Source organism: Citrobacter sp. Ce119 (genome assembly GCF_030334525.1).
Taxonomy (GTDB): Bacteria; Pseudomonadota; Gammaproteobacteria; order Enterobacterales; family Enterobacteriaceae; genus Citrobacter; species Citrobacter europaeus.
On the sequence record NZ_JAOWDR010000059.1, the window covers coordinates 232,642 to 250,090 of the forward strand.

Below are 17,449 nucleotides of genomic sequence, written 5' to 3' on the forward strand. Positions count from 1 at the left end.
TTCGACCCACTTAGCATGTTATCCCACTGTTTTTGTCCCGAAGCCCTCTTCTGGCAAGAGAATTGCAGTTTTCTTCCGACGACCTGTCCGTGTGCCGGATAACATCATGATGGAGAAATCTATGTTGAGTCTTCGCGCAGTGAATCACTATTACGGCAATCAGCACTCATTGTGGGATGTGGATCTCGACCTGCTGCCCGGCAAATGTACCGGCGTGCTGGGGCTTCCGGGGATGGGAAAGACTACGCTGGCCAATTGCATCATCGGCAACCTACCGATCGAAAGCGGCACCATGTTCTGGCATCAGGCAGGCGCGCCGCCACGCGATCTGAGTCCGATCCCGGCGGCAAATCGCATTGCGCTGGGTATTAACTCCGTTTCACAAGAAAGACGGATTTTTTCGCAACTGACGGTCGAGGAAAATCTGCATATTGCCCGCCAGGCTGTTGAAGAAAGCGAAACGATGAACAGCAGCGATATTTACCGCCTGTTTCCACAGCTGTTTGTACTGCGTCAGGCCAAAGGAGCGGCATTATCAGAGGATAATCAGCACCAGCTTGCGCTCGCCAGCGCGCTGGTCACTCGCCCGCGCCTGCTGATCCTCGATGAGCCCACGCGAGGCAGTGGCCAGGCGTATATCCACAAGTTGGGAAACCTGATTGTGAGGCTAAGCCAGGAGCTTGGCATCGCCATTATGCTCGCGGAGCAGAGCCTGCCGTTTATTCGTCGGGTCGCCGACTGCTACTGCTTGTTACACCGGGGGCGCAACGTGGCTCAGGGGGAAATAACACCGTTCGGCGACCCGTTAATCAATGACTGGGGGACGCCAGAGATAAAACGCTAAGATCGATATAACGCCCTGTCGATGCCTGCTCCGGCTCTTCTGCCAGCCAGGGAATTTCCCCCAGCATTGGAGCCGCAAGTACACGTCTGAGCGTTGCCATATATTCAGCATGACGCTTGCCGGGTGGCGTCACATCATTGGCAACCCATCCGGCAAGCTTCAGTCCGGCCTGCTGCACCGCCTGGGCGGTCAGCATAGCGTGGTTGATGCACCCGAGCTTAACGCCAACCACCAGAATCACCGGCAGTTGCTCTGCTGTTACCCAGTCAGCAAAACTCAGCGTTGGCGAAAGCGGCGTAAACCACCCGCCAGCGCCCTCCACCAGCACCCACTCAGCCTGCTCTTCCAGCGCGCGTAAACCTGCAGATATCACTGAGGCCTGAATCGGGCGGCCTTCGTCAGCGCTGATGATATGCGGTGAGGTAGGTTCTGCGAAGGTATAGGGGTTGATAGCCGCATAATCCACCGGCACAACGCTGTTGCGCTGTAATGCCAGGGCATCGCTATTACGCAGACCTTCAGTCGTCATTTCACTGCCTGACGCCACGGGTTTATAACCAACGGTTCGTAACCCCAGCTGTCCCGCCGCCTGAAGCAGCGCACAACTGGCGATAGTTTTACCCACCTCAGTATCCGTCCCGGTGACAAAATAGGTGTTAGTCACGTTGAATCACTCCCAAAAATAGTTGATAAGTCAGCGGATATTTCCCCTGCTGACAGGGCCAGGCTAGCTGTAGCTGACGCAACTGCGAACGGGTAAGCACGCGCTGCTCGCGTCCATCATGCAAATGCGTCGCGCCGATGCCTTTTAGCGAGCGCATGGCGCTCAGCGCATCATCAAACCACAGCGTGACGGCATGAGACTGGTATTCCGCATCCCAGCCATGCAGCGCGTTTTCCAGTTGTTCCACGGGCAAAAAACGGTTGGCATGCTCCCGATCGTCAACCGCCTGCCAGGCCTGACGAAGCTCCGGCATTGAACCCTGCGCCAGAGTACTAAACGCCACCACCCCGCAAGGGCGCACCACACGGTAAAGCTCGCTTAATGCGCCTCGAAAGTCGCTGCACCACTGTACGGCCAGATTGCTCCAGGCCAGGTCGAAAGTACCGGCGGCCTGCGGAATGGCTTCGATATCCGCCAGCAGATAGCGGTGGGCGACATCATGACGCTGCGCTTGCGTCAGCATTTGCGCCGACAGATCCAGCGCGCAGACCTCGCTCCCCTGCTCCCGCCAGTAACGACTCATACGTCCTGGCCCACAGCCCGCATCCAGTACCTGAGAGAACACCCGACCATCGAGTCGCGCCAGTAACGCATCGGCGCTCTGACGCTGAAGCTCAGCGTGTTGCTCATAGTGCGTGGCCGCACGACCAAACGCCGCGGCAATCGCCTGCTTATTGATCTGCGCCATGCAGCACCTCCAGTAAGCTGTCGATATCCTGGGCTTCATGCGCCTGAGTCAGCGTAAGCCGCAGCCTGGCCGTACCCGCCGGCACCGTCGGTGGACGAATCGCCGTCACCCAGCATCCCTGTTGCCGTAACGTCTGTGCCAGTTGCAAGGCCTTATGGTTATCGCCAACGATCAGCGGCTGAATAGCGCTGTCTGAATGCGCCAGCGTTAAGTCCGGCGTATTAATCCCAGCACGAAAACGCTGGATCAGCATCGCCAGCTTTTCTCTGCGCTCATCGCCTTCGCGGCTGCGGATCACCGCCAGCGCGGCGCGCAAGGCCTGAGCCTGTGCCGGGGGCATACTGGTGCTGTAGATCAGATGCCGGGCAAACTGCAGCAGATAATCGGCTACGCTATCGGAACACAGGATTGCTGCGCCGCTAACGCCAAACCCTTTGCCAAACGTCACCACTAACAGCTCAGGTTTTACCTGCTGTCGAGAGCAGGAGCCGCGCCCTTCCTCGCCGCACACGCCGATCCCGTGTGCGTCATCCACCAGCAGCCACGCGTTATGCCGTTTCGCCACCGCGTGAATTTCAGCCAGCGGCGCGCTGTCGCCGTCCATGCTGAACACGCCTTCAGTCACCACGAGCTGCTGCCCCGGACAGGGAGTAGTCAGCAAACGCTCCAGATGTTGCGAGTCGTTATGGGTAAAGCGACGTAACACGGCGGGGCTAAGGCTGGCAGCTTCCAGCAGCGAAGCATGGCTGAGCCGGTCTGCAACAATCCGATCCTCTTTTCCCATCAATGCGGCAATGACCGCCTGATTAGCGGCAAAACCGGAGATAAACAGCAGCGCCCGGGAGTAGCCGAGCCACTGCGCCAGCTCTTCTTCCAGTGCCTGATGAGCAACGGAATAACCGCTGACATGGCCCGAGCCGCCGCTACCGACGCCAAAACGCTCAGCACCCTGCTGCCACGCGCAGATAATCTGCGGATGGTGGCTCAAGCCAAGGTAGTCGTTGCTGGAGAAATTCAGATACTGGCGACCATCAGCCTGCAGCCAGCGACCGGTGCCCTGCGTCACTGCATAGCGCTGACGCCACGCATCAGCACGACGACGCGCCGTTAGCGCATCGTCTATTTTTTGCTGCCAGGTCATACGGTTGCCGCGTTGTAGTAATCGTCAGTATCCGGAGTACGCAGCGCCTGCTCCAGGCGTTGCTGCTGTTCGTTATCGCCCGCCAGTACCGCCGTTTGCTGCGGATTAAGGCCCAGCTTGCGAAACAACAGTAAATCTTTGTCTTCGTTCGGATTGGGTGTAGTAAGCAGTTTGCAGCCGTAGAAAATCGAGTTGGCCCCGGCCATAAAGCACATTGCCTGGGTTTGTTCGTTCATTTGCTCGCGCCCGGCAGAAAGACGCACGTACGAGGTCGGCATCATGATGCGCGCCACGGCAATAGTACGAATGAAATCAAAGGCATCTACGTCGTCATTATCGGCGAGCGGCGTGCCCTTCACTTTTACCAGCATATTGATCGGCACGCTTTCCGGCGGCGTCGGCAGATTAGCTAATTGCAGCAGTAAACCCGCGCGATCGGTCACCGTTTCCCCCAGCCCCACAATTCCGCCGGAACAGACTTTAATGCCCGCCTCACGCACTTTATCCAGCGTATCCAGGCGCTCCTGGTACGAACGAGTGGTGATAATATTGCCGTAGAATTCCGGCGAGGTGTCGAGGTTGTGGTTGTAGTAGTCCAGACCCGCATTGGCCAGGCGCTGGGCCTGAGTTTCGTCCAGCGTGCCCAGCGTCATACAGGCTTCCAGCCCCAACGCTTTCACGCCCTGAACCATCTGTTCCAGGTAAGGCATATCGCGTTCGTGAGGGTTCTTCCACGCCGCGCCCATGCAAAACCGCGTTGAACCGGCCTGTTTCGCCTTACGCGCCGAGTCCAGTACCTGTTCAACCTCCATCAAACGCTCCGTTTCCAGACCGGTTTTATAGCGGGAACTTTGCGGGCAGTATTTGCAGTCCTCCGGGCAGGCGCCGGTCTTAATCGACAGCAGCGTACTGACCTGAACCTGCTGCGGATCGAAGTGCTGACGATGAACCTGCTGCGCTTCAAATAGCAGATCCAGCAGCGGTTTTTGAAATAATTCGGTGACTTGCGACATTGTCCAGCGAGAAGAATGAGCCATATTGGTATACGTTTCGTTGTTAGTTTGGTGTAGACTCGTAAACCTAAATCTTTTTAATTTGGTTTACAAGTCGATTATGACAACGGACGATCTTGCGTTTGACCAACGCCATATCTGGCACCCTTACACCTCCATGACCTCCCCGCTGCCGGTTTATCCGGTGGCGCGTGCCGAAGGCTGTGAATTGATTTTAGCCAGCGGTGAGAAGCTGATTGACGGCATGTCGTCCTGGTGGGCGGCTATCCACGGTTACAATCACCCACAGCTGAACGCCGCGATGAAAACGCAGATTGATGCCATGTCGCATGTGATGTTTGGCGGCATTACCCATGCCCCGGCCATTGCGCTGTGCCGTCAGTTGGTGGCGATGACGCCAGAGGCGCTGGAGTGTGTTTTTCTCGCGGATTCAGGGTCGGTCGCCGTAGAAGTCGCAATGAAAATGGCGCTGCAATACTGGCAGGCTAAAGGCGAATCCCGTCAGCGTTTCCTGACGTTTCGTAACGGCTACCATGGCGATACCTTCGGCGCGATGTCGGTCTGCGATCCCGACAACTCGATGCACAGTCTGTGGAAGGGATATCTGCCGGAAAACCTGTTTGCACCCGCCCCGCAAAGCCGCATGGGCGGCGAGTGGGACGAACTGGATATGGTGCCTTTTGCCCGCCTGATGGCCGCGCATCGCCACGAGATTGCGGCGGTGATCCTTGAGCCAATCGTACAGGGCGCTGGCGGTATGCGCATGTATCATCCCGAATGGTTAAAGCGCATCCGTAAAATGTGCGACCGTGAAGGGATCCTGCTGATTGCTGATGAAATCGCCACCGGATTTGGCCGTACAGGTAAGCTGTTTGCCTGCGAGCACGCCGACATCACTCCGGACATTTTGTGCCTGGGTAAAGCGTTAACCGGTGGGACAATGACTCTTTCAGCAACCCTGACCACGCGTCAGGTCGCAGAAACCATCAGCAACGGCGAAGCGGGCTGCTTCATGCACGGCCCAACCTTTATGGGCAATCCGCTGGCCTGCGCCGTCGCCTCCGCCAGCCTGTCGTTACTCGAAACCGGCGAGTGGCGCTCGCAGGTCGCGGCCATTGAAGCGCAGCTGCGGGCAGAACTTGCCCCGGCGGCGGATTCCAGTTGGGTAGCGGACGTACGCGTACTCGGCGCCATCGGCGTCATCGAAACCACCCATCCGGTGAATATGGCGGCGTTACAGAAGTTCTTTGTCGAACAGGGCGTCTGGGTACGACCATTTGGTAAACTGATTTATCTGATGCCGCCGTACATTATCAAGCCCGATCAGTTGCGTCGCCTGACCCTGGCCGTGAACGAGGCTGTGCGCAGTGCAACATTTTTTAGCGATTAATCAGCGGTAAGCTCCACGGTTTCTGGCTACACTTTTTGGCTAACGAGAGGAGTCAGCATGAAACTAATCAGTAACGATCTGCGCGATGGCGATAAGCTTGGACATCGCCACGTCTTTAACGGCATGGGGTATGACGGGGATAATATTTCCCCACATCTGGCGTGGGATGACGTGCCCGCAGGAACCAAAAGCTTTGTCGTGACCTGCTTTGATCCTGATGCGCCAACTGGCTCCGGCTGGTGGCATTGGGTGGTGGTAAATCTGCCGGCTGATACCCGCGTACTGACGCAAGGATTCGGCTCCGGGCTGGTTGCAGTGCCGGATGGCGTGATTCAGACCCGTACGGATTTTGGTAAAGCCGGTTATGGTGGAGCAGCGCCGCCGAAGGGGGAAACCCATCGCTATATCTTCACGGTTCACGCGCTGGATGTGGAGCGTATTGATGTCGATGAAGACGCCAGCGGCGCGATGGTCGGATTTAACGTTCACTTCCATTCGCTCGCCAGCGCCTCGATTACGGCGATGTTTAGCTAAGCTTTGTTGTGCCGGATGTCGGCTTCGCCTCATCCGGCACAACAAAGCAGACAGTAGGCCTGATAAGATGCGTCAGCGTCGCCATCAGGCAATTTTCTACAGAAATTCAGGCAACAATTTCAGCAACGTTCCTTGCGCTAACAATTCGGTCGCGCACTCAATATCCGGGGCGAAAAAGCGGTCCTGGGTATAGTGGGCAACTTGTTCACGTAATGCCTGACGCGCCTGCTCCAGCAGCGGACTTGAGGTTAACCCTTCGCGCAGGTCGATCCCCTGGCACGCCGCCAGCCACTCCACGGCAATCACGCCGCGCGTATTCGCCGCCATCTCCCACAATCTGCGACCCGCCGCAGGCGCCATAGATACGTGATCTTCCTGGTTGGCGGAGGTCGGCAAGCTGTCCACGCTGTGCGGATGCGCCAGCGCTTTGTTCTCGCTCGCCAGCGCGGCGGCGGTTACCTGAGCAATCATAAAGCCGGAGTTAACCCCACCGTTTTTCACCAGGAACGGCGGCAACTGCGACATATGTTTGTCCATCATCAGCGCAATGCGCCGCTCTGATAACGCGCCGATTTCCGCAATCGCCAGCGCCAGGTTATCTGCCGCCATCGCCACCGGTTCGGCATGGAAGTTGCCGCCTGAAATCACATCGCCCTCTTCGGCAAACACCAGCGGGTTGTCGGAAACCGCGTTAGCTTCCACCAGCAGGACATCCAATACCTGGCGCATTTGCGTCAGACACGCCCCCATCACCTGCGGCTGACAGCGCAGAGAATACGGATCCTGCACTTTTTCACAGTTATGATGCGACTGGGAAAGCGCGCTGGTGTCGGTCAACACATGGCGATAAAGTGCAGCGGCATCAATCTGCCCCCGCTGTCCTCGCGCCGCATGAATGCGGGCATCAAACGGGCGGCGGGAACCGAGCACAGCTTCGGTGGTTAACGCCCCGCACACCGTCGCAGACGCGAACAGCTCCTGAGCTTCAATTAACCCGCGCAGGGCAAAGGCGGTGGACGCCTGAGTTCCGTTGAGCAGTGCCAGCCCTTCTTTCGCTTCCAGCGTTATCGGCTCCAGCCCGGCCTTTTTCAGCGCCTCGGTCGCCGGGAGCCATTCCCCCTGCCAGCGCGCTTTACCTTCACCCAGCAACGTCAGAGACATATGCGCCAGCGGGGCCAAATCGCCTGAAGCGCCCACCGATCCTTTCGCCGGGATCAGCGGATACACCTCAGCATTTACCAGCGCAATCAGCGCCTCAATCACGTTCAAGCGAATGCCGGAAAAACCACGCGCCAGGCTGTTGATTTTCAGCACCATAATCAGGCGAACCATCGCGTCGTCCAGCGCCTCGCCAACGCCTGCCGCATGGGAAAGCACCAGCGAACGCTGTAAATTCTGTAAATCTTCCGTGGCGATACGGGTTTGGGCCAGCAGGCCAAAGCCGGTATTAATGCCATATGCCGTACGGCCTTCAGCGACAATATTATTGACGCAGGCGACGCTGGCGTTGATAGCATCAATCGCTCCGGCATCCAGGCTCAGTTTAACCGGCTGCTGCCAGATGTCGCGTAGCTGGGTAAAACTCAGATGGCCCGGCGTGAGTGTCATGGCGTTCATATCAGCGTTTCTCCTGCGTCGCAGCAACCATCGGCAAATTCAGCCCTTCTTCGACGGCGCACTCAACCGCAATATCATACCCGGCGTCAGCGTGACGCATTACTCCAGTGGCCGGATCGTTATGCAATACCCGGGCGATACGCGCGGCTGCTTCATCGGTGCCATCGCAAACAATGACCATCCCGGCATGCTGGGAGAAGCCCATGCCGACCCCGCCGCCATGATGCAGCGATACCCAGGTCGCGCCGCTGGCAGTGTTAAGCAGCGCGTTCAGCAGCGGCCAGTCGGATACGGCGTCTGACCCGTCGCGCATAGCTTCGGTTTCGCGGTTCGGGCTGGCAACAGAGCCGGAGTCCAGATGATCGCGACCAATAACAATCGGCGCAGATACTTCACCACTGCGCACCATTTCATTAAACGCCAGCCCCAGTTTCTGACGCCACTCCAGGCCGACCCAGCAGATACGCGCCGGTAAGCCCTGGAAGTTAATCCGCTCACGCGCCATATCCAGCCAGTGATGAAGATGCTTATCATCAGCCACGATCTCTTTCACTTTGGCATCTGTCTTATAAATATCCTGCGGATCGCCGGACAGCGCCACCCAACGGAATGGCCCTATGCCGCGACAGAACAGGGGGCGAATATAAGCAGGTACGAAGCCAGGGAAATCAAAGGCGTTTTCCACGCCCATCTCTTTGGCCATCTGACGAATGTTGTTGCCGTAATCAAACGTCGGCACGCCCATTTTGCTGAAAGCCAGCATCGCCTCGACGTGCGTTGCCATTGAACGTTTCGCCGCCTGTACCGTGCCCTGAGGATCGGACACCGCTTTCGCCTGGTATTCTTCCCAGCTCCAGCCGGACGGCAGATAACCATGCAGCGGATCGTGGGCGCTGGTCTGGTCGGTGACCATATCCGGGCGCACACCGCGTTTCACCATTTCCGGTACAACGTCGGCGGCGTTAGCGCATAGCGCGATAGAGACCGCTTTACCCTCACGGGTATACTTGTCGATACGCGCCAGCGCGTCGTCAAGCGATGTCGCCTGCTCGTCCACGTAGCGGGTACGCAGACGGAAATCGATTCGGCTTTGCTGGCATTCAATGTTCAGCGAACAAGCGCCTGCCAGCGTAGCGGCTAACGGCTGCGCCCCGCCCATACCGCCCAGTCCGGCGGTCAGTACCCAGCGTCCGCTCAGATTCCCCTGATAATGCTGACGCCCGGCCTCAACGAAGGTTTCATAAGTCCCCTGCACGATGCCCTGGCTGCCGATGTAGATCCAGCTTCCGGCGGTCATCTGGCCGTACATCGCCAGCCCTTTGGCGTCCAGTTCGTTGAAGTGTTCCCAGGTAGCCCAATGCGGCACCAGGTTGGAGTTAGCAATCAGCACGCGCGGCGCATTGTCATGAGTTTTGAACACGCCAACCGGTTTACCGGACTGGACCAGCAGGGTCTCATCGGTCTCCAGTTTGGTCAGCGCGTTGACGATGGCGTCATAGCACTCCCAGTCCCGCGCCGCACGACCGATCCCGCCGTAAACCACCAACTCATGGGGATTTTCCGCCACGTCGGGATCGAGATTGTTCATTAACATGCGCAATGGCGCTTCGGTCAGCCAGCTTTTGGCCGTTAAGGCAGTGCCACGTGGGGCACGAATATCCTGCTGACGATATTTGCTATGGGACATGACAGAAAACTCCTCAGGCTGAATGTAGGCCGGATCAGGCGTGTACGCCGCCATCCGGCACAGCGCCTGATGGCGACGCTAACGCGTCTTATCAGGCCTACGATTAACGGTCACATTAGCTAAAAGTATATACTTGTCTATACAATTAAACGCAAGATCGCAGTTAACAACTGAGCTACATTTTTGCCATACTGCGGCAGCAATCACGATTTTCAGGACATGAAGCGCCCTTGCAGACGATAGCGGGAACCCGGGAACAGCAAACGGGCATGAGATACAATGGATGACGCAGACCAGGTTTTACGACGGATTAGCAGGCAGGGATCGTGTTCTTTGATATTCAGCAGTACACATTCTTCGGCGCTGGCACGCACCGCTTCAACAATATGTTCACCTTCCGTTAAAGGGGCTATCAGCGACAGGTAAGCGTGCGGCGTGGTCTGGCTGTAATCCTGCGCCAGATACTCCGGCACAATTTCGGCATTCACGCAGCGATCCTCAATCTGCACTGGCAAATCGTTCTCGAAGTGCACCATGACAGAGTGAAAAATGGAGGTGCCTTCTTTGACGTTTAACACCAAAGCCTGCTGCGCGTTTGCCTGGGTTCTTTCCAGCGTCAGCACTTCGCACCGGTGCTGATGCTGACGGGCGTTGATTTCATCCGCGATGCTGCGGATTTCAAACAGCGCGGACTGGCCTTTTGGTTCGGCGACAAACGTCCCCACGCCCTGTAAACGCACCAGTAGACCTTCATCCGTTAACTCACGCAGCGCACGGTTGATGGTCATGCGGCTGAAACCATACTGCGCCACCAGCTCAGCCTCAGACGGAATGCGATCGTGAGGTTGCCAGATACCACTGGCAATTTTTTCGCTGATCTCCTGTTTGACCTTTTCGTAAAAAGGAGCCGGAGCAGAACGGGATGGGAGCATGCGTGAGCCTTCCTTAAGCTGAGAATGTGAGTGGGTACAGTTTACAGGCATTACCCGAACCTGATAAGCGCAACGCCATCAGGTATGTCAGTGCCACCAGTGTGCGATTTGCCAGCCTAATCGCGCCGCAACCCGCGCCGCCCTGCCATCATCGTCAAAGCGTGGATTAAATTCAACCATATCCACCGCCTGTAGTTTACCGCTACGGCACAGGGGCTCAATCAGTCTCAGCAGCGTCGCCAACGGTACGCCAAGCGCGGCGGGGGCCGACACGCCGGGCATTTCCCATACTGGCATCACGTCGAGGTCGATAGTCAGATAGACGACATCCAGGTTGGCGGCAAACTGCGCCAGCTGAGCCTGCGCCGTATCACAATGCAGATCCTCCACTACGGTCACACCGAGTCGCTGGGCTTCATCCCATAGCGCCTGGGTATTTGCCGCCCGGCTGACGCCGATACAGGCATAGTGAAATTCACGCTGCTGTTCGTCGCACAGTTGCGCCAGTTGGCGAAACGGCGTACCGGACGTGGCCTGCCCGGCATGGCGCAAATCGAGATGCGCATCGAAGTTGACTATCCCCACTTTCGCCTGAGGGAACGCATCCAGTACGCCAGCGCCGTGCGCAAAGGCGGTTTCGTGTCCTCCACCCAGAACGAAGGTACGCATGTTCTCCTGCTGACAGCGCTGTACCGCATTGCGTAACGCCTGCTGCGCGCCCTCAAGATCGGGAGCCTGCGCCACAATATTTCCCAGATCCACCAGCCGCTGATGCCCGTCGTGACTGGCTAAATTCGCCAGCGCTTTACGCAGCGCGTCTGGCGCTCCGGCAGCTCCCGTGCGCCCCTGATTACGTTTCACGCCTTCATCACAGGCAAAACCAAGCAACGCTATCTGCTCGCGATACATTTCCGGGCTAAACGTCGGGCTCAGGGTGATAGTCTGAAACAGGCGCAGCGCATTCGGCGATTCGGCGCGGTCATCACGTCCCTGCCACAGCGCAGGTGAAGCAGGTTGCCAGTTAGTCATGCTATTTGTCCTTTGAATACGCGTTGGTAGAGCGGGTTGCGTCCGGGTTCATACAAGATCTCGACCGGGAGAGTTGCGTCCCACACCACAAAATCGGCCACAAACCCGGCCTTCAATTGACCGTGAGTGGCATGACGCCCCAGTGCCCGGGCCGCATGACGGGTTACGCCCGCCCATGCTTCTTCCGGCGTTAGGCCAAACTGAACACAGGCCATATTCATCGCCCAGTGCAGGCTAATAAACGGACTGGTACCGGGGTTAAAATCTGTCGCTACCGCCATCGGTACCTGATATTGTCGCAGCAACGCTACCGGTGGGCGCTGCTGCTCTTTGAGGAAATAGAACGCGCCGGGCAGCAGCACGCCGACCGTACCGCTTTGGCTCATCGCCGCCACGCCCGCTTCATCGAGGTATTCAATATGATCGGCGGATAGCCCGTGGTAGCGGCTTACTAATTGCGCACCACCAAGCAATGACAGTTGTTCGACATGACCTTTAATCGGGATGCCCAGCGCCTGCGCAGCCTGAAACACCCGCTCACTCTGCGCCAACGAAAAACCAACGCTTTCACAGAACAGGTCGACGGTCTCGAAAAGCCCTTGTTCCCACAACTGCGGCAAAATGGTCTCGCAAACCAGCGTAATATAGCCGTCAGGGTCATCACGGTATTCCGCTGGAGTCGCATGCGCAGCCAACAGCGTCGGGCTGATTTCAACGATATTCTCTGCCGCCAGCGCCGCCGCCACGCGCAATATTTTCTCTTCTGTCTGTAAATCCAGGCCGTAACCCGATTTTATTTCCAGCAGCGTAACGCCTTCTTTGATCAACTGTTCCATCCGCTGATGGGCTACGTGTAAGAGTTGTTCATCCGTGGCGCTGCGGGTCGCCGACACGGTGGCATTAATCCCCCCGCCCTCGGCGCTTATCTGCTGGTAGGAGACACCGTTTAGCCGTTGCTCCCATTCACCTGCGCGGTTTCCGCCAAAAACCAGATGCGTATGGCAGTCAATCAGGCCAGGCGTAATCAATCTGCCCTGCATATCAAAGGTATTATCATGAGTCAGATATAACGATGACTCCGGGACGATATCGCGAATCTTACCCTGGCGGACGATCAGCGCATGGCCATCCACCAGCCCATACGGGGTGCCTCGTTCAGGATCCATAGTCGCCAGACGAACATTGCGCCAGATAACATCATCAGGGAAGAATTGCTGCATTCGACTCACCACTTGTCATAGGTTGTATAGACATTTATTTTTGATTATAGGGATGTTGTCAACCTGAAGGACCGTAATTGTTATGTATTTGTGATATAAGGACTCTCCGCGCCGGGCTTTGTGGTGATAAAAACAACTTTTTACCTTTTAACCTTCCCGTTTCGCTCAACTTAGTATAAAAAAGCAGGCTTCAATGGATAACTTTCAAAGCCCGGAGCAACCTGTGAACATATCATCAGTTTCCCGTCTGGCGCTGGCTATGGCTTTTGGCGTGACGCTGACCGCCTGTAGCTCTACGCCGCCCGATCAAATTCCTTCCGATCAGACCGCGCCAGGCACCTCTTCGCGCCCGATCCTGTCGGCCAATGAAGCGAAAAACTTCGTTGCTGCGCACTATTTTTCCGCACTGACGCCAAACACCGCGCCGTGGAGCCCTTCTGCTATTTCTTTGCCTGCGCAGCCTGACTTCGTCGTTGGCCCGGCAGGCACTCAGGGCGTCACCCATACCAGCATTCAGGCTGCGGTTGATGCGGCAATCATCAAACGTACTAACAAACGTCAGTACATCGCGATTATGCCGGGCGAGTATCAGGGTACGGTATACATTCCGGCAGCAACGGGTAGCCTGACGCTGTACGGTATGGGCGAAAAACCGCTGGATGTAAAAATCGGCCAGGCCATTGACGGTGACATGAGCACCGCAGACTGGCGTCGTACGGTGAACCCGGGCGGTAAATACATGCCGGGTAAACCTGCGTGGTATATGTTTGATAATTGCCAGAACAAACGTGGCGCAAATATTGGCGTGATGTGTTCCGCCGTCGTCTGGTCGCAAAATAACGGTCTGCAATTGCAAAACCTGACCATCGAGAACAACCTCGGTGACAGCGTTGATGCGGGCAACCACCCGGCCGTTGCGCTGCGTACCGATGGCGATAAAGTGCAGATTAACAAGGTTAACATCCTGGGCCGCCAGAATACCTTCTTCGTCACCAACAGCGGTGTGCAAAACCGTCTGGAAAACGATCGTCAGCCGCGTACGCTGGTTACCAACAGCTACATTGAAGGCGATGTGGATATTGTGTCCGGTCGCGGCGCAGTGGTGTTCGATAACACCGAATTCCGTGTAGTGAATTCCCGTACCCAGCAGGAAGCCTATGTGTTCGCACCGGCTACCCTGTCAAACATCTACTACGGTTTCCTGGCTATCAATAGCCGCTTCACGGCAAGTGGTGATGGCGTGGCGCAACTGGGCCGTTCGCTGGATGTCGATTCCAACACTAACGGTCAGGTCGTGATTCGTGACAGCGTAATTAACGAAGGCTTTAACATGGCAAAACCATGGGCTGACAGCGTTATCGCAAAACACCCGTTTGCCGGAAATACAGGTGCAGAAGATGATAAAGGTGAAATCCAGCGTAACCTGAACGACACCAATTTCAACCGCATGTGGGAATACAACAACCGCGGTATCGGTAGTAAAGTGGTTGCTGAACCTAAGAAGTAAACGTCATTCTCTTATGTAAACCCGGCAGAATCATGCTCTGCCGGGCAGTATGCCGGATGCTCATCCGGCATTCGACGCAGAATTAATACGCGTTAACCACGACCCACATTGGGCCCTGACCTACCGCATAACGTCCTTTCTCTGTCAGCAGCCCTTGCTCGCCTGCAATCTCGTACACCGCGATATGGTGCGATTTTTGCCCGGCGGCAATCAGGTATTTACCACTGTGGTCGACATTAAAACCGCGCGGCTGAGTCTCGGTAGGCTGGAAACCCTCTTTGGTCAGCACGCTGCCATCTTCAGACACGCTAAAGACCGTAATCAGGCTGGCGGTGCGATCGCAGGCATACAGATGACGCCCATCCGGCGTGATGTGAATATCTGCGGCCCAACGGGTATCAGCGAAATCAGCAGGCATCATATCCAGCGTCTGCACGCACTCGATCTTACCGTACGGATCTTTCAGCTCCCAGACGTCAACGGAGCTGTTCAGTTCATTCACACAGTAGGCATATTGTTTATTCGGATGGAACGCCATATGACGTGGGCCCGCACCTTCAACGGTGTTTACTTCAGCCGGTTCCTGCGCGACCAGATGACCATCATCGCTTACCTCAAACAGGCAGATACGATCCTGCTTCAACGCAGGAACCCACAGAATACGGTTATCCGGAGAGATGTTGGCCGAGTGACAGCCATCCAGACCTTCAACCACGTCAACCAGTTCCACCGGCAGACCATCTTCCAGACGCGTGACGCTCACGCTGCCAGCGTTATAAGAGCCAACGAACACGAAACGTCCCTGATGATCGGTAGAAATATGCGTCGGGCTGCCCGGCAGCGCAGACTCCGCCGCGAAAGTCAGCGCACCGTCATCAGGCGCAATACGGTAAGCCAACACGCGAAACTCCGGGCGCACGCCTACATACAGGTAGCGCTTATCCGGGCTGACGACCATCGGCTGTACCTGACCCGGCACATCAACCACCTGCGTCAGCGTCAGAGAACCATCGTGATTCAGGCTCCAGACGTGGATTTGCTGACTTTCAGGGCTGGCGGTATAAACGGTTTGCTTCATGAATACTCCTTTGCTTTTTGGCAGGTGGCTGCAATTGCCTGACACACGCCTAAGGTAGACGCTTTTAACGGTGAATGCTTAATTAAGGCTCAGAATTTTGTCCGGCTCCCGTCTCGGTGTACCATTCCAGCAGACGAAATTCTCAACCTTAATCTGGAAAAAACTATGACCGCACGCGTGATTGCCCTGGATTTAGACGGTACCCTGTTGACCCCGAAAAAAACCTTGCTGCCATCCTCTCTGGAAGCGCTCTCGCGCGCCAGAGAAGCAGGATACCAACTTATCATTGTCACAGGTCGCCATCACGTTGCTATTCATCCTTTTTATCAGGCACTGGCGCTGGATACACCTGCAATTTGCTGTAACGGCACCTACTTGTATGATTATCAGGCAAAAAAGGTACTGGATTCCGATCCTCTTCCGGTAGACCAGGCATTACAGCTGATCGAAATGCTGGATGAACATCAGATCCACGGGCTGATGTATGTCGATGAGGCCATGCTGTATGAGCGCCCGACCGGGCATGTAGTACGTACCGCTAACTGGGCGCAAACTCTGCCGCCGGAACAGCGCCCAACCTTCACCCAGGTGCCTTCGCTGGCACAGGCCGCACATGACGTTAACGCCGTCTGGAAATTTGCGCTGACCGACGAAGATATTCCGAAACTGCAGCAGTTTGGTCAGTACGTCGAGCAACAGTTGGGGCTGGAGTGTGAATGGTCCTGGCACGATCAGGTCGACATTGCCCGTAAAGGCAACAGCAAAGGACGACGCCTTACCCAATGGATTGAAGCACAGGGCGGATCAATGGAAAACGTGATTGCCTTTGGTGATAACTTCAACGATATCAGCATGCTGGAAGCCGCAGGCACTGGCGTGGCGATGGGCAATGCGGATGACGCGGTAAAAGCCCGCGCCAACATCGTGATTGGTGACAACACCACCGACAGCATCGCGAAATTTATTTACTCGCACCTGCTGTAATCAGGCGGTAATCGACACGCTCTTAATTTGCGCGTACAGCCACAGGCCAGGTTTGATACCCAGTTCATCCCTGGCCCATGGGCTAATCCTCGCCCACAGCGTCCTGCCGCCAACTTCAAGCTGAACTTCCACCTGGCCGTTATCGTCATAGCACTGCGCGACTTTCGCCCGGAGAACGTTACGAATACTGGTCTGCTGCGGCGGTTGGAGCACCAGTGAAACATCAGATGCCTGAATACGAATACGCAGCGCGGTTTGCAGCGGTTGATCCAGCTTATTGACCCACAAATGCTGATCGCCAAGCGCCAACGCGGTCATCGCGTAGTGTGGATGATGTTCCAGCACGCTGACTTTCAGAATGCTGCTTTGCTGTTCCTTAGGCAGCCAGGGGTGCATCACGCTGCTGCCCCAGACATCTTCCAGCGAACCAAACGCTTTGACCTGCCCGTTTTCCAGTACCATCACTTTGTCCGCCAGGTGCAAGATTTCATCGAGCGAGTGGCTGACGTACAGCATCGGAATATTGATTTCTCGCGCCAGGCGTTGCAGATAAGGCAGCAGTTCGCGCTTACGCGGAATATCCAGCGAGGCTAACGGCTCATCAAGCAGCAACAGTTCCGGCGCGGTAAGCAACGCCCGGCCGATCGCGACGCGCTGCTTTTCGCCACCAGAAAGACCGCCGGGCAGACGGTCAAGCAGCGGCTCAATGCCCAACAGCGCCACCAGCTTGTCAAACTGTCCGGCCATGCTTTTCGCCATTCCATAACGCAGGTTACCGCGTACTTTATAATGCGGGAACAGGCGCGCATCCTGGAAAACATAGCCCACCCGGCGTTTTTCAGGCGTTAAACAGACACCGTTCTCGACGTCGTTTAAGACCCGACCGTTGAGCACGATACGCCCGGACTGCGGCTGGGTCAGACCGCTGATGGCGTTAATCAGTGAGGTTTTTCCCGCGCCGGAAACACCGAAAATAGCGGTGATCCCGCTGGCTGGCAGCGTTTCGTTGAGCGTCAGGCAATGCGTTCCCAGCGTCTGAGAGAAATTAAGTTCCAGCATGG

General features: G+C 56.4%; 16 protein-coding genes. 5 read left to right on the plus strand and 11 right to left on the minus strand.

The genetic code is table 11. The annotated features are described in order from the left end of the window. Window positions 1–121: 121 nt before the first annotated feature. Entirely contained in the window at window positions 122–844 is a 723-nt protein-coding gene (locus tag OGV80_RS18130; protein ID WP_043015671.1) for an ABC transporter ATP-binding protein, read from the plus strand. Here the strand turns inward: OGV80_RS18130 and bioD are convergent. The 4 genes from bioD to bioB are packed head-to-tail and all read right to left on the minus strand — an operon-like array spanning window position 810 to window position 4,434. Continuing rightward, window positions 810–1,508: a dethiobiotin synthase gene (bioD, locus tag OGV80_RS18135; protein WP_043015670.1), complete on the minus strand. Its 699-nt coding sequence runs from the start codon at window positions 1,506–1,508 to the stop codon at window positions 810–812. The genes OGV80_RS18130 and bioD overlap by 35 nt on opposite strands. Continuing rightward, window positions 1,501–2,256: a malonyl-ACP O-methyltransferase BioC gene (gene bioC / locus OGV80_RS18140; protein ID WP_047412500.1), complete on the minus strand. Its 756-nt coding sequence runs from the start codon at window positions 2,254–2,256 to the stop codon at window positions 1,501–1,503. The genes bioD and bioC overlap by 8 nt, the downstream gene beginning before the upstream one ends. Next, window positions 2,240–3,397, minus strand: coding sequence for an 8-amino-7-oxononanoate synthase (gene bioF / locus OGV80_RS18145; RefSeq protein ID WP_286515448.1), 1,158 nt, complete (start codon window positions 3,395–3,397; stop codon window positions 2,240–2,242). Before bioF ends, bioC begins: the two co-directional genes overlap by 17 nt. Continuing rightward, window positions 3,394–4,434: a biotin synthase BioB gene (gene bioB / locus OGV80_RS18150; protein ID WP_043015667.1), complete on the minus strand. Its 1,041-nt coding sequence runs from the start codon at window positions 4,432–4,434 to the stop codon at window positions 3,394–3,396. The genes bioF and bioB overlap by 4 nt, the downstream gene beginning before the upstream one ends. 76 nt (window positions 4,435–4,510) lie before the next feature. Between bioB and bioA the strand changes: the two genes are divergently transcribed. Together bioA and OGV80_RS18160 are read left to right on the plus strand one after the other, a co-directional pair. Next, a complete protein-coding gene (gene bioA, locus OGV80_RS18155) occupies window positions 4,511–5,800 on the plus strand; it encodes an adenosylmethionine--8-amino-7-oxononanoate transaminase (RefSeq protein ID WP_126956699.1) in 1,290 nt (429 codons plus the stop codon). 57 nt (window positions 5,801–5,857) lie between these two features. Continuing rightward, window positions 5,858–6,334 carry a kinase inhibitor gene (locus tag OGV80_RS18160; protein ID WP_043015665.1) on the plus strand — a complete coding sequence of 159 codons (477 nt, stop codon included), beginning with the start codon at window positions 5,858–5,860 and terminating at the stop codon, window positions 6,332–6,334. A gap of 96 nt (window positions 6,335–6,430) precedes the next feature. Here OGV80_RS18160 and hutH read toward each other — a convergent pair whose 3' ends face one another. The 5 genes from hutH to hutI all read right to left on the minus strand — a co-directional run bounded on the left by hutH (window position 6,431) and on the right by hutI (window position 12,819). Further along, entirely contained in the window at window positions 6,431–7,951 is a 1,521-nt protein-coding gene (hutH, locus tag OGV80_RS18165) for a histidine ammonia-lyase (protein WP_286515451.1), read from the minus strand. Between the two features lies 1 nt (window position 7,952). Continuing rightward, the gene (gene hutU, locus OGV80_RS18170) at window positions 7,953–9,638 is read right to left on the minus strand and encodes a urocanate hydratase (RefSeq protein ID WP_043017869.1); all 1,686 of its coding nucleotides are present in this window, start codon (window positions 9,636–9,638) and stop codon (window positions 7,953–7,955) included. A gap of 212 nt (window positions 9,639–9,850) precedes the next feature. Next, entirely contained in the window at window positions 9,851–10,570 is a 720-nt protein-coding gene (locus OGV80_RS18175) for a histidine utilization repressor (RefSeq protein WP_043015663.1), read from the minus strand. A gap of 87 nt (window positions 10,571–10,657) precedes the next feature. Then, window positions 10,658–11,599, minus strand: a complete 942-nt coding sequence (gene hutG, locus OGV80_RS18180) for a formimidoylglutamase (RefSeq protein WP_286515454.1) — start codon at window positions 11,597–11,599, stop codon at window positions 10,658–10,660. Next, window positions 11,596–12,819: an imidazolonepropionase gene (gene hutI, locus OGV80_RS18185; RefSeq protein ID WP_105179629.1), complete on the minus strand. Its 1,224-nt coding sequence runs from the start codon at window positions 12,817–12,819 to the stop codon at window positions 11,596–11,598. The genes hutG and hutI overlap by 4 nt, the downstream gene beginning before the upstream one ends. A 223-nt stretch (window positions 12,820–13,042) precedes the next feature. Here hutI and OGV80_RS18190 point away from each other — a divergent pair, with 223 nt between their 5' ends. Further along, window positions 13,043–14,326 carry a putative acyl-CoA thioester hydrolase gene (locus OGV80_RS18190; RefSeq protein ID WP_043015660.1) on the plus strand — a complete coding sequence of 428 codons (1,284 nt, stop codon included), beginning with the start codon at window positions 13,043–13,045 and terminating at the stop codon, window positions 14,324–14,326. An 82-nt stretch (window positions 14,327–14,408) separates the two neighbouring features. Here OGV80_RS18190 and pgl read toward each other — a convergent pair whose 3' ends face one another. Next, entirely contained in the window at window positions 14,409–15,404 is a 996-nt protein-coding gene (gene pgl / locus OGV80_RS18195; protein WP_043015659.1) for a 6-phosphogluconolactonase, read from the minus strand. Window positions 15,405–15,569: 165 nt separating this feature from the next. On the opposite strand from pgl, the gene OGV80_RS18200 reads away from it, so the two are divergent. Beyond that, entirely contained in the window at window positions 15,570–16,388 is an 819-nt protein-coding gene (locus OGV80_RS18200) for a pyridoxal phosphatase (RefSeq protein WP_043015658.1), read from the plus strand. On the opposite strand, the gene modC is transcribed toward OGV80_RS18200, so the two are convergent. Continuing rightward, window positions 16,389–17,447: a molybdenum ABC transporter ATP-binding protein ModC gene (modC, locus tag OGV80_RS18205; RefSeq protein WP_043015657.1), complete on the minus strand. Its 1,059-nt coding sequence runs from the start codon at window positions 17,445–17,447 to the stop codon at window positions 16,389–16,391. It abuts the gene before it with no gap. Between the last annotated feature and the right edge of the window lie 2 nt (window positions 17,448–17,449).